The sequence below is a fragment of the Paenibacillus sp. PvR133 genome, assembly GCF_017833155.1.
Taxonomy (GTDB): domain Bacteria; phylum Bacillota; class Bacilli; order Paenibacillales; family Paenibacillaceae; genus Paenibacillus; species Paenibacillus polymyxa_B.
In genome coordinates, this window is the sequence record NZ_JAFIBS010000001.1 from 2,674,204 (window position 1) to 2,687,083 (window position 12,880).

The following is a 12,880-nucleotide window of genomic DNA, read 5'->3' on the forward strand; positions in this document are numbered from 1 at the left end:
GGGTACGTCAGCATGAGCATGGAAAATTTACCGGAGGACGGCGAGGCTGTCATGTCAGGTAAAGCGTTTTACATGCCATACGGAAATACACAAATTCAGGATAAAACGTCCTACCTGGTCACAAAACGCCTCCTTGATATGCTGCTGTCGTTTGTGGGCTTGATCGTCTTGCTTCCGCTTTTTGTAGTGGTAGGCGTTTTGATTAAGCTTGAAGACCCAAAGGGAAGCGTGTTTTTCAAGCAAACTCGGGTGGGCAAGAATGAGAAGTTATTCGATATGTATAAATTCCGTTCAATGGTGTCCAATGCTGAGGAACTGAAAAAGGACTTGATGGAGCTGAATGAAGTGAGCGGCGCCATGTTCAAAATTAAGAACGATCCTCGGATCACGAAAATTGGCAGTTTTCTGCGCAAGACGAGTATTGATGAGATTCCGCAGCTGTGGAACGTGTTGGTCGGCGACATGACCTTAGTCGGTCCGCGTCCGCCGTTGCCCAGCGAGGTCGAGCAATATTCCGATTATGATAAGCAACGCCTGATTGTAACACCGGGATGTACGGGTTACTGGCAGGTGAGCGCACGTAACAGTGTAGGCTTCGAAGAAATGGTGCAAATGGATTTGAAGTATATTCATGTTCGCAATACGTGGCTCGATTTGAAAATCATCATGAAAACAGGCGTTAAAATGCTGTTCTCCAAGGATGCTTACTGATGGATGCATTCAAGCGATGTCCCGCAGTGTCCGTCGTTATTTGCACCTATAACCGGGCGGACCTGCTGGAGAAAACGTTAATGTCCCTGCTGGAGCTGGAAGACCTTGCACTGGCTGAGATCATTGTGGTCGATAACCGATCCACCGATCATACAGCAGCGACGATCAAAAGGTTCACCGTCGCCTATGGTCAGAATATCCATCTCCGATATCATTATGAGCGCGAACAAGGATTGTCTGCTGCTCGTAATGCAGGCATTACGTTATCAAGAGCGGAAGTCATTGCTTTTCTCGATGATGATGCAATTCCGTGTGTTACATGGTTGCAAACGATTATGTCAGCATTCGGGAACAATCCTGAGCTGACGGCTATGGGTGGGAAAATTGACCCTATGTTTGAGACGGAACGACCGGGTTGGCTAACAGGCCCGCTTGAACTGCCTTACACGATTATTGATCTGGGCAAAGCCGTTCGTGAATATCCGTCTGGACTGAATCCATTTGGAGCGAATATGGCGATGCGCAAAACGGCTTTTGCCGCCGTTATGTTCCCGCTTCATCTAGGCAGAAAGGGAGATATCCTTCTATCAGGTGAAGAATCGTGGGTATTTGAGCAAATCCGTAAAAATGGTGGAACGATTATGTATCATCCACACATGTCTGTGGAACATTTTGTGCCGTCTTCACGGTTAACGAAAGAATGGATCATGAACCGCTACTATTGTCAGGGCATGTCTAACGCTGCTCAGGCCGTAGGTCTGCGCGGCAACGCGATGCTGATGGCGAAGATGGCAGCCAAAGTGTTATACATCACTGTGGATTCCCTGCTGGCACGTAGTGAGGGCAGGAAGCTGTTGAACCGGTGCAGGCTTGAAAGTATCCGTGGGACGCTGGATACACTGCGCAACCGGAAAAGCGAGTCAGCTGCGGGGTGAAAGATGGAACATGAGTAACTATCCTTGGACTACTAGAATAAACACCATACAGCATGTTTTTATTTTTCTACTGGGCGCTCTTGCTGTAGGAATTGCGGCTACCTATCAGCCGGTGGTCAGTATTGCGGCGGTATGTTTACTGCTCTTGCTGGCTGTTTCTATCCATCATCCGGAGCGCATCAGCTATGCTGTTTTGCTAAGTACAGCAGTCTCAGTCGATTCTCTGTATCAGGGTGGCGTGTTCGGTATTGAGATTTTGTCATTGTACAAATTAGGCATTTTGGCTCTGCTGGTGCCGTGCATGCTCGTGTATGGCATACGTCTCAAGTTCAGCTATCCGGTCTGGGCATTGGTGATCATGCTGGGGATCACATTTGGATTTTCAGCATGGCTGCCTTTGTTAACGACCTCGATTGCCGTCAAGGCGTTCGTCGGTTTATCACTCCCTTTCTTTTTTTTACTGATCCAGTGGAAAAAGGATGTGGCAGAAAAGCATATCCGACTGATCAGTCTGTTGCCAATTATTAGTGTGGCCATTGGACTGGGTTTGCAGGTTTTAGGGCTGCATTCGTTTACGGATGTGGAATTTACGGGCGCAGTCAGAGTACAAGGAGCGAATATACCGCCGCATCTGGCAATGCTCTCCTTTCTCGGAATTGCCGTCTCTCTAATTGAGGTCAAGCGCAAACCCAAGCAAGCCGCTTTTTATTACACTGTGTTGGCACTGAACTTTCTGATTCTGATCGCTACCGGTACACGTGGACCGATTCTGGCTTTGTTATTAATGTTTGCTGTATATCTGTTTGATATTGCCCGTCAGTACCTCAAGGGGAAAGTCAATTATTTGCTACCGCTGGCCGGATCGTTTTTGGTTGCTCTGGGGGCGGTGGCCCTGCAATGGAACAATTTAAAAAAACGCTCCTTCGAACGGGAGACCGATACAGGCATTGACCTGTCGGGACGCTCGGAGGCATGGGAATATTTTTTGAACAGAGTACATGATTACCCTTGGTCAGGGAGAGGTCTTGGCGCGGTAACGGTCGCGAACGACGGGACATTATTCAATGGCTTTGTTGTACCGCATAACGAGTATATACGCTTTTATTTTGACACGGGATATATCGGTTGCGGGCTATTAATGCTTTCATTGCTGATCGTGTTCGCTCTCATTTACCGGTCGCTTGCCAAGTCTATCAAACCTTATTTTGCAAGCTTAATTGCAGGCTTTCTGATCTACTCGTTTTCAGATAATACGTTGTCGACGGTTCAGATGATTATTCCATTTTGCTGGTATTTGAACGCGTTATACCAGACATCTACTCAAACCGATTTTCGCAAAGAGAAGTGATACGATGAGCAGAGTGAACATGTTCGATGTCAACTTTGATAATTACGATTTTAATGATCTACTCGAATTTATAGATACTTCTATTGAACATCAGCGTCATTCCTACATTTTGACCTGTAATGTCGATCATGTGATCAAGCTTCGCAAGGATGATGAATTCCGCAAGGTGTATTCGGATGCCGGAGCTGTAGTGGCCGATGGGATGCCTATCATATGGGCGTCCAAGTTACTGAAAAAACCCCTCAAACAAAAGGTCTCCGGGTCAGATTTGTTCACTCGGTTGGGAGAGGCTTTTGAGGATCGAGGCTATCGTTTATTTTTTCTGGGTGCAGCTGACGGTGTTCCTGAGAAGGCTATGCTCAATCTCCAGGAATCTTATCCGAACATGAATGTGGTGGGCTGTTACTCTCCTTCTTATGGCTTTGAGAAAAACGAGGAGGAGAATAGGCACATTGTCCAATTGCTTCAAGAGGCTCGCCCGGACATCGTTTTTGTAGGTGTGGGCGCCCCTAAACAGGAAAAATGGATTTACAGATATTACGAGACTTACCGCGCTCCGATTTCGATTGGGGTGGGAGCGACCTTTGATTTCCTGTCGGGAAATGTGAAAAGAGCACCGGAGCTGATGCAGAAGACGGGATTTGAATGGTTCTGGAGGTTGTCTCAGGAGCCTAAACGATTGTGGAAAAGATATTTGATTGAGGATTCCCAATTTCTCGTTCTGCTGTTTAAGGAGATGTTCAAGCGGAAGCGGATGAAGGGAGGTCAGGGGTGAGAAACATGAGTCGGTTGGCAGATCAGCAGATTTCCGTTTGGCTAGGAAATCGGCGTGGAATCAGCATGATCGGCATGGGGTTGCTGGCTTGTATGTTGCCACTCGCCATCGGATTTGTCAGCGCCAAGATGAATCCCACCATGAGCCAGCAGGGAGCCATATTGCTGGCGCTCGTTTTTCCGGCCTTCCTGCTGGCGATCTTGCAATCGCGGCTACTGATTCCTTACACACTGGCAGTGTGGGCAGTAGGCCCGGAAATCCGCCGCATTGCGGATTGGATGGAGGGAACATATCACTCGGTTTCCTTGTTGAGCGTGGCACCGCTGCTGGTAAGCAGTATGTTGATTATTCCTGTGTTGCGAGGCATTCATCAGGCGGAAAAACCCTTGACCCGAATTGCTGTATTTTTCGGCATAGAATTGGCCTACGGAAGTGTGGTCGGGTTATTCAAAAATGGTATTGTTTTTGCTTATGATTTAGCCAATTATGTGGTTCCTTTGATCCTGTTGCCTTATCTTGCGATTAAGCCCATGAAGGCGAAGGAGCTGGACCGACTGCTGTATTCATATGCCAACATTGCTGTTCTTGTGGCAATCTACGGCATTATCCAGTACTTGACGGTGCCTCCGTGGGATGCATTTTGGATGAATCATGTAGAAATGAATTCCATTGGTGTTCCAGAACCACTTCAAATCAGAGTATTTTCTTCCATGAACTCGCCCGGTCCCTGCGCTATTTTCCTGGCGATGGCACTTGTACCCATGCTAATGGAAAAACGTTGGCGTGGCACTTTGGGATGGATCGGAATCCTGCTGACGGTCGTTTGCCTTTTAATCACGCTGGTACGTTCAGCCTGGCTAATTGCATTCGTCATGTTACTGGCTTACATTCTCAGTTCATCTTCCAAGGGAAAGTGGAAAACCTTGTTTCAACTAGCTATAGTTGGCCTTCTTCTCTACATCATTGTTCCAAAACTTCCAGGGGCAGAAGGTTTGGTGGCTCGCATGCAGACGCTGACGGATATTCAGCAGGATCATTCGTACAATGAACGTTTGGATTTACTGCATACGATGCTTCCGGCGATTGCTGGCAATCCGGTCGGGCAGGGGATTGGGAGTGTAGGAATCGGAACCAAGCTTGATAACGGCGGCGATCTCGGCGAACTTGGGATTATGGATAATGGATATATCGCCATTTTCCTCACCTTCGGTATTTTCGGGGCATTCTTTTTCTTCGGTGGTCTCTTCGTTATCATCAAGCGCCTTCTCGCCCGTATTGCCGCACGAGATGCCAGTCAGCCTTATATCAGACTGGCGTTGGCTACGTGGGCCGGAGCTGTAGCCAGTCTCATATCAGATAATGGTTTCCCCGGTATGCGCGGCTATCTGATCTGGATGATGATCGGAATAGGACTATGGGCAAAAGATGTCATCGCGGAAAGAAGGTAAAGGCTGTGCAAAACTTACAAGCATTATCCGCACCTGTCCGGACACTATGGTCCACGGTGATTCGGTTTGCCAAAAGCAAGGATAACAGCTCTGCAGCAGTAAAAACGATGATATTCAGTATGCTGATTCTCGTCGTGAATATGCTGACTGGTGTGCTAACGGCACGATTCCTGGGTCCTACTGGACGCGGGGAACAGACAGCGATGGTGAACTGGTCCCAATTTCTCGCCTTCTGCATGAGCTTCGGTGTCCCGTCTGCATTGATTTACAATGCGAAAAGGAAACCGGAGGAAACGGGCAAGCTGTATGGTCTGGCCTTGCTACTGGCTACCATGTTCGGGGGCTTGGCGACACTCGTCGGAGTTTTTCTAATTCCTTATTGGCTGCGCTCTTTTTCTTCATCGGTCATACTTTTCGCGCAGTGCTCCATGATGATGTGTCCGCTCATAGCGATTTCACAGATCAATAATGCATTGCTTCAAGTTCGCTCGGAATATAAGCAGTACAATTTATTCCGGTATCTGGTACCGCTAAGTACACTGCTGGGTCTGGCGATTCTGATCTTAACCGGAAATATGAATCCGTACACCTCGGCATTGGCCTATTTACTGCCGGGCTTGCCGATTTATATTGGTGTCACGATACGAATGATTCGGCTGTACAAACCTAAGGTAAAGAACAGCTGGACGCAATTTAAAAATCTCTTTACCTACGGTATGGGTTCATACGGAAATGATCTCATGGGGCAGGTTTCCACTTATATTGATCAGATTTTGATTGCGGGTCTGCTCAGACCCGCTGATCTCGGTTTATATGCAGTAGCGGTCAGCTTGGCCAGGATGGTGAATGTATTTTCTACCTCGATCATTGTCGTGCTGTTTCCCAAAGCCTCCGGTCTGAATAAGGAAGAGGCGGTGGCCATAACATTTCGGGCATTTCGAGTGACATCAACGGCAACCTTTCTGGCTGCGGTGATGCTGATGCTGATTGCTCCGTTCGTATTTACATTGTTATATGGTCAAGAGTTTAAACAAGCGCTTACGGTATTCCGGTTCCTGGTGCTTGAGGTTGCTATCAGTGGGGGAACCATGGTGCTGGCACAACAATTTATGGCGTTGGGTAAGCCCAAACTGGTTACCATTCTACAGGGTGTCGGATTGGCGCTCGTCATTCCATTGCTGTCCATACTCGTACCGAAATATGGATTGACGGGTGCAGGGATAGCAATGCTGTCTTCGGGAATTCTACGGTTCATTTTCATTTTATGTAATGTTAAATTCGTTCTAAAAATGAAGATTCCAAGACTGCTTATTTCCAAACAAGATTTTCAATGGCTCCGATCAACGATGTCACACTACATCCGGAAAAAGCCAGTTAACGGTTAGATAAAGAAGGAGGCACCTGCTAATGAACCACATGTCTAGCGTTCCCGCGGACAACCGGATATCCGTAGTTATTATCGCTCAGGATGATGGCACTCGAATCACAGCCGCCATTAAATCCTGCAAGCCCTTTGCGGACGATATCGTCGTCATTGACGGAGGGAGCAAGGACAATACGATTCAGGTAGCTGAATCCTTGGGCTGTCGGGTGTTTTCTAACCCGTGGCCCGGTTATGCCAAACAGCGCATGTTTGGTGTTGAAAAAGCGGAATTTGATTGGATATTCCTGATTGATACGGACGAAGTAGTGGATGCAGAGTTGCTTGGAGACTTGTTGAAAGTAAAGGAAACGCTCCACGATCCGGCCAAAGCATATTCCGTATTCCGGATTGGAGATTTTCTCGGCAAATGGATGAACAAAGGCGAATACCTGGTTCGTTTGTACAATCGGCGTATTTATGGCATTACGAATAGTCTTGTTCATGAAATGCCGGATGTAGCCTCTTCCCAGATTGTCAATCTGGAGGGCGTGTTATGGCACTACGGCTTCCGCAGCATCAGTGATCATATGACCCGTTTTAACAAATATACAGATCTGGAAGCAGAGACGGCATTTAACAAAGGAAGATCCTTTCGGATTACCAGACTGTTGTGGCGGCCTCCTGCCCGCTTTGTGCAGAAGTATTTTGTCCAAGGCTTATACCGCAAGGGATTGGCGGGTTTTGCCGTAGCAGTATTCTGGGTGATGTATGAGTTTCTCGTCTGCTTCAAGCATTATGAGCTAACCAAGCGGCGAAAAAAGATAGAAATCGTGGATGACGGACATACCGAGCAGAAAGGAGAAACCAGCTATGTCGTACAATAACGGATTTCGTATTGCGGCAACGGGGCTTAGCTGGCCGTCTTTGCAGCCAGGAGGCCTCAACACATATTTTAAATCCATCTGTGAGCAGCTTACGTTAGAGCGCAATACGTTGGATGCTCTAATCTGTAGTGACGAGCAGCCGCAAGCGCCCGACCGGATTCGGATTCATACGATTGGCAGCAAGCAGCAATCCATCTGGAAGCGCCGAGAGCTAATGCAAAAATATGCAGCAGAGTTGTTCGACAAGCAACCGATGGATATATTGTATTCCCATTTTGCTCCCTATAGTGTCGGGCCAGCGCTGGAGGCGAAAAAAAGAGGAATCCCGGTAGTTACCACCTTTCACGGACCGTGGACGGAGGAAATGAAGATTGAAGGACAGGGCATCAAGCATTTTCTAAAAACGACGTTGGCTAAATCCATTGAAATGAAGGCCTACGGTCTGTCGGATAAATTTATAGTGCTAAGCGAGACTTTTCGGGATATTTTGCATGAGCACTATAAGGTTCCACTCAGCAAAATTCATATTATTCCTGGAGCGGCGAATGTAGAAAGGTTCCACCCAGCAGAGGATCGGGGAGCAGTACGGGAGCGCCTGAATTTGCCGCAAAACGCGACGATTGTGCTAACCGTTCGTCGTCTTGTTAATCGAATGGGACTGCTACAGCTACTCGAAGCATGGAGACGAGTCACCGAGCGTCATCCTGATCATCTGTTGCTGATTGGAGGGAAGGGCCCCTTGATGGAGGAATTGGCTTCCAAGGTGGAGGAATACAATCTTCATAACCATGTAAGGCTGCTCGGTTATGTGTCGGATGAGGAGCTTCCACTGTATCACCAAGCATCGAATTTGTTCGTTGTACCCACACAGGCACTGGAAGGTTTCGGTCTGATCACAGTGGAGGCGATGGCCTCGGGACTGCCGGTGCTGGCGACTCCTGTGGGTGGCAATAAGGAGATTTTAAGAGGATTCCGTCCCGAGCTTTTGTTCAAGGGAACGGATAGTGAAGCCATTGCTGAAGGGTTGCTGCGTGTGCTGGATCATCGTGAACTTCTACCGAATGCAAGGGAATGCCGGGACCATGTCCTGAGCAGATATACATGGGGACATGTAGCGGAGCAGGTGGAAGAGGTGTTCCGACAGGTCCTTGATAGAAAGGCGGCGGCGAAATGATGAGAGTAGCTTATATTGACCATACGGCAAGATGGAGCGGCGGCGAAGTCGCTTTGTACAACATACTGACGAATATCGGGGAACATATCGACCCGCTCGTTATTTTGGCAGAGGAGGGCGATTTAGCAGATCGGCTTCGACAGCGTGATATTGATGTGCGCATCGTTCCATTGGACGATTCGATTCGCAATCGGGGACGGAATGCCGTGAATCTAGGTGCGCCTGCAGCAGCTTTTCGTTTGCTGGCTTACGGTAGAAAACTTGCGCCCTTGCTGCGTGAGGAAAAGGTCGTGTGCGTTCACACGAACTCGCTCAAGTCTGCACTGTATGGTACAGTAGCCGCCAAATCGGCGAAGCTGCCCTTGATCTGGCATATCCGTGACCACATCGGTCCGCCGTATTTGAAGCCGATTGTGGCCAAAGGGATTCGGCTGATGTCCCGCTTTTTGCCCAACGGAGTGATTGCTAATTCCAAATCCACGCTGAGTGCGTTGGAGTTACCCCCGGACAAAAAGACGCTCGTCGTTTACTCTGCTTTTGCCAAAGCAATTACAGCACGTGACACGGCTGCGGATTCACGTGGTGATGAGTCGTTTAACGTCGTATTGGTCGGCAGATTGGCGGAATGGAAGGGACAGCATATTTTACTGGAAGCGGCACGCTCCTTTTTACCGGATCAGCGCGTGAAATTCTGGCTGGCTGGAGATGCGTTGTTCGGAGAAGAGGAATACAAGCAACGATTAGAGTCCACAATGCGCGAATACGGGTTGGCTAACGTCAATCTGCTGGGACACGTCGATGACATTCAAGGTCTGATGCAGCGTTGTGATTTGCTGATTCATACCTCTATTACACCAGAACCATTCGGTCAGGTCATTATTGAAGGCATGGCTGCGGGTCTCCCAGTGATTGCTTCCAATGAGGGTGGACCCAAGGAAACGGTGGTACCCCATGAAACCGGGCTGCTTATTGAACCGGGTGATCCGGCTAAGCTGGAAGAAGCCATCCGCTGGATGTTGGAGCATCCACAAGAACGTCAGCAGATGGGTGAGAGAGGGATGGAACGGGTCAAAAAGCATTTTGTCATCGAGAACACAGTTAAGGATATAGTTCATTACTATAAGGGTTTGTTGGCAGGAGTCTGACCGACATTCGCGTTAAAGGATGATTCAGATGAAAATAGCGATAGCACACGATTACTTAATCCAAATGGGCGGAGCGGAAAGGGTAGTAGAGGTATTCCACGATATGTATCCGGAGGCTCCTATCTTCACAACGGTGTTCAGCGACGACCGCCTGTCGCGTAACTTGAAGGATGCGGATATTAGAGCCACTTGGCTACAAAAAGTCCCAGGAGTGAAGGACAACTTCAAAGGAGTGCTGCCGCTGTATCCCATTGCTATCCGTGATTTTGATTTTAGGGATTTCGACATTGTTTTAAGCTCCAGTAGTGCATTTATGAAAAGCATCCAGGTACCCAAACATACGTTTCACATTTGTTATTGTCACACACCGATGCGGTTTGCCTGGGATTACGATACATATATGGCCCGGCAGTCCAAATCCAACCTGCTCAAAAACATGCTCAAGCTGTACATGAACCGGTTGAAAACATGGGATGCCAAAACTTCTCGCAACGTAGACCAGTTTGTTGCCAACTCTTCGGTTGTTAAACGAAGAATTTTGCACTATTACCAAAGGGATTCGGATGTGATTTTCCCACCTATTAATACATCCCGTTTTAAACGCGCTACAAACATCGGTGACTATTACCTGATCGTATCCCGATTGGTGTCCTACAAGCGCATCGATCTCGCGATCGAAGCATTCAAACGTAACGGTCTCAAGCTGCGCATTGTGGGTGAAGGACCGGACCGTAAACGACTCGAAGGTATGGCTGCCCCGAACATTGAGTTCCTCGGCAGGCTTGAGGATGAAGAGGTTAACAAGCTGATGGCAGAATGCCGAGCGCTCGTTTTTCCGGGTGAAGAGGACTTCGGTATTACGCCTTTGGAGGCGAATGCGGCCGGACGGCCTGTCATCGCTTTTCAGGGTGGGGGAGCGCTGGATACGATTGTTCCTCATGTGAACGGCGTATTTTTCCGCAAGCATCAAGTAGAGGATGTGCTGGAGGCCGTCGAAAAGGTTGAGCAACATGCATGGAATGTGGACGATATCATTACCCATGCCCGCAAATTTGATGAAGAAAACTTCAAGGATCAATTAAAAAAGTATGTAGAACAAGCCTATGTGAACTTTCTAAAAGGAGGATGAACGGAATGAAGCTGGCTGTAATCGGTACTGGATACGTTGGGCTCGTCTCGGGTGTATGTTTTGCGCAAAAAGGTAATGAGGTGATTTGTGTCGATCTGGAGCAGCACAAAATCGACATGTTGAACCGGGCAGAATCTCCGATTTATGAACCGGGTATTGAGGAATTGATCGCGTTGAATCTGGAAGCGGGCCGGTTGGAGTTCACCTCGGATTTGGCCGATGCGGTACGCCGCTCGGATATCGTAATTTTGGCGGTAGGTACGCCTTCTCTGGCTAACGGCGAGGCGAATTTGTCGTACATTGAACAGGCGGCCGCTGATGTTGGGAAAGCCATGAACGGGTATAAGATTATTATGACCAAGAGTACTGTACCTGTCGGAACGAACGAAAAGATTAAGGACGTGTTGGCTCGTCACACGAGCTTGTCTTTCGATATCGTCTCCGCGCCGGAGTTCCTGAGAGAAGGCTCAGCCATCAATGATACGCTTCATCCGGATCGCATCATTATTGGTTTGGACAATACAGGATTGCGTGAAACCATGGTCACTCTGCATCAGGTCTTCACGGATAAAATCTATGTGACGGATATCCGTAGTGCTGAAATGATCAAATACGCGTCCAATGCGTTTCTGGCAACTAAAATTTCGTTCATTAACGAAATCGCTAATATTTGCGAAAAGGTTGGCGCCGATGTAACCTGTGTGGCTGACGGTATGGGTATGGACAAACGGATTGGTTCCTCTTTCCTACAAGCAGGGATCGGGTATGGTGGCTCTTGCTTTCCAAAAGACACAAATGCGCTTATCCAAATTGCAGGTAATGTAGACTATGAATTTAAGTTGTTGAAATCGGTGGTCGAGGTGAATACCGACCAGCGATTTATGATTGTATCCAAGCTGCGCGAATCGCTGGGTCAACTGAACGGTGTGTCCATTGGCATTTGGGGCCTCGCCTTCAAGCCAAATACAGATGACATCCGAGAAGCTCCAGCACTGGAAATCGTAGAAACGCTCATTCAGGCAGGCGCTATTGTCAAGCTGTATGATCCCATTGCGATGGATAAATTCAAGGAGCGCGTGGATCACCCGAATATTATGTGGTGCTCATCCCCACAGCAAGCCGCTGAAGGTAGCGACGCTGTGTGCCTGTTGACCGATTGGGAAGAGTTCAAAAAAGTTGATCTCGTACAACTGGCCTCCATTCTGCACAAACCGGTTCTCATTGACGGTCGTAACGTATTCGGTGAGGAACAGATCCAAGGCTCCGGGCTGGAATACTACTCCGTGGGTCGTCCGCGGATGAGTGGGTGGAATCGGGATAAAGTGGAAGTTTAAAAGTGACAGATTAAAAAGTGACTGTGGCGGTGTTGGAGGCGCTGAAGGCGCTGCGCGTGCAGATTGTTCTTCCGATTGCTGTTACCCCCGGATTTTCTGGATTATATAAAACATTCAAAGGTTAAAATCCGGGGATAAAGGCAAACGCTGACGCTTCTCCAGAACAATTCTGCCCGCTCCGCTGCTTTTCGCCGTGGAGTCACAATTTTTAAACTCCCACCTTATGGGGGGAGTAGAAGGGCAGATCAGAAGGAGCGGCGCGGTTGATGCCGCTCCTTCCGATCAAAGCGCCATGCGGCTGTACCGCGGCGCCGCTCCTGTGAAGCAAGGCAGGTAAACGCCAAGCGTGAGATTTTACAGGCTGACCGGACTTAATAATGTCCGGTCGTGCCTTTTGCAATAAACGGTATGATCGGCATGATGCATTTTTGAGTAGCGCAGGGATGGATTTGAATCTGGAGAAGCGGAGCGTTCGCCTGAAAGCTTTCCAAAGGAAAGCTCGCATCGGAAGCATAAGCTTAGTGGGATTCAAACCTATATACGATTTTATATAATCGAGTGAATCCCGGTCCAACAGCGATCATAAGATTAAATTCATACCGTAGCGGGTAGTCAACTCATCATCAGAACGATC

Annotated in this window: 11 protein-coding genes; all 11 read left to right on the forward strand. The window is 48.3% G+C overall.

What is annotated here, in order from left to right; all coding sequences use genetic code 11:
• The first annotated feature begins 12 nt into the window (after positions 1-12).
• The 11 genes from JOE49_RS11660 to JOE49_RS11710 are packed head-to-tail and all read left to right on the forward strand — an operon-like array spanning position 13 to position 12,246.
• Positions 13-711, forward strand: a complete 699-nt coding sequence (locus JOE49_RS11660) for a sugar transferase (RefSeq protein ID WP_013309152.1) — start codon at positions 13-15, stop codon at positions 709-711.
• The gene (locus JOE49_RS11665; protein WP_209941250.1) at positions 711-1,646 is read left to right on the forward strand and encodes a glycosyltransferase; all 936 of its coding nucleotides are present in this window, start codon (positions 711-713) and stop codon (positions 1,644-1,646) included. Before JOE49_RS11660 ends, JOE49_RS11665 begins: the two co-directional genes overlap by 1 nt.
• Positions 1,647-1,656: 10 nt before the next feature.
• Entirely contained in the window at positions 1,657-2,994 is a 1,338-nt protein-coding gene (locus tag JOE49_RS11670; RefSeq protein ID WP_209941252.1) for an O-antigen ligase family protein, read from the forward strand.
• A gap of 4 nt (positions 2,995-2,998) precedes the next feature.
• Positions 2,999-3,769: a WecB/TagA/CpsF family glycosyltransferase gene (locus JOE49_RS11675; protein ID WP_209941254.1), complete on the forward strand. Its 771-nt coding sequence runs from the start codon at positions 2,999-3,001 to the stop codon at positions 3,767-3,769.
• 5 nt (positions 3,770-3,774) lie between these two features.
• Positions 3,775-5,217, forward strand: coding sequence for an O-antigen ligase family protein (locus JOE49_RS11680; protein WP_023987420.1), 1,443 nt, complete (start codon positions 3,775-3,777; stop codon positions 5,215-5,217).
• Between the two features lie 5 nt (positions 5,218-5,222).
• Positions 5,223-6,602, forward strand: a complete 1,380-nt coding sequence (locus tag JOE49_RS11685) for a lipopolysaccharide biosynthesis protein (RefSeq protein WP_013309157.1) — start codon at positions 5,223-5,225, stop codon at positions 6,600-6,602.
• Between the two features lie 22 nt (positions 6,603-6,624).
• Positions 6,625-7,464, forward strand: a complete 840-nt coding sequence (locus JOE49_RS11690; RefSeq protein ID WP_023987421.1) for a glycosyltransferase family 2 protein — start codon at positions 6,625-6,627, stop codon at positions 7,462-7,464.
• A complete protein-coding gene (locus JOE49_RS11695) occupies positions 7,451-8,638 on the forward strand; it encodes a glycosyltransferase family 4 protein (protein WP_209941256.1) in 1,188 nt (395 codons plus the stop codon). Before JOE49_RS11690 ends, JOE49_RS11695 begins: the two co-directional genes overlap by 14 nt.
• Positions 8,635-9,783 (forward strand): glycosyltransferase family 4 protein, encoded by a 1,149-nt coding sequence (locus JOE49_RS11700; RefSeq protein ID WP_209941258.1) that lies wholly within the window; start codon positions 8,635-8,637, stop codon positions 9,781-9,783. Before JOE49_RS11695 ends, JOE49_RS11700 begins: the two co-directional genes overlap by 4 nt.
• A 28-nt stretch (positions 9,784-9,811) precedes the next feature.
• Positions 9,812-10,912 (forward strand): glycosyltransferase, encoded by a 1,101-nt coding sequence (locus tag JOE49_RS11705; protein ID WP_023987424.1) that lies wholly within the window; start codon positions 9,812-9,814, stop codon positions 10,910-10,912.
• Between the two features lie 5 nt (positions 10,913-10,917).
• Positions 10,918-12,246, forward strand: coding sequence for a UDP-glucose dehydrogenase family protein (locus JOE49_RS11710; protein WP_160789660.1), 1,329 nt, complete (start codon positions 10,918-10,920; stop codon positions 12,244-12,246).
• Positions 12,247-12,880 lie beyond the last annotated feature (634 nt).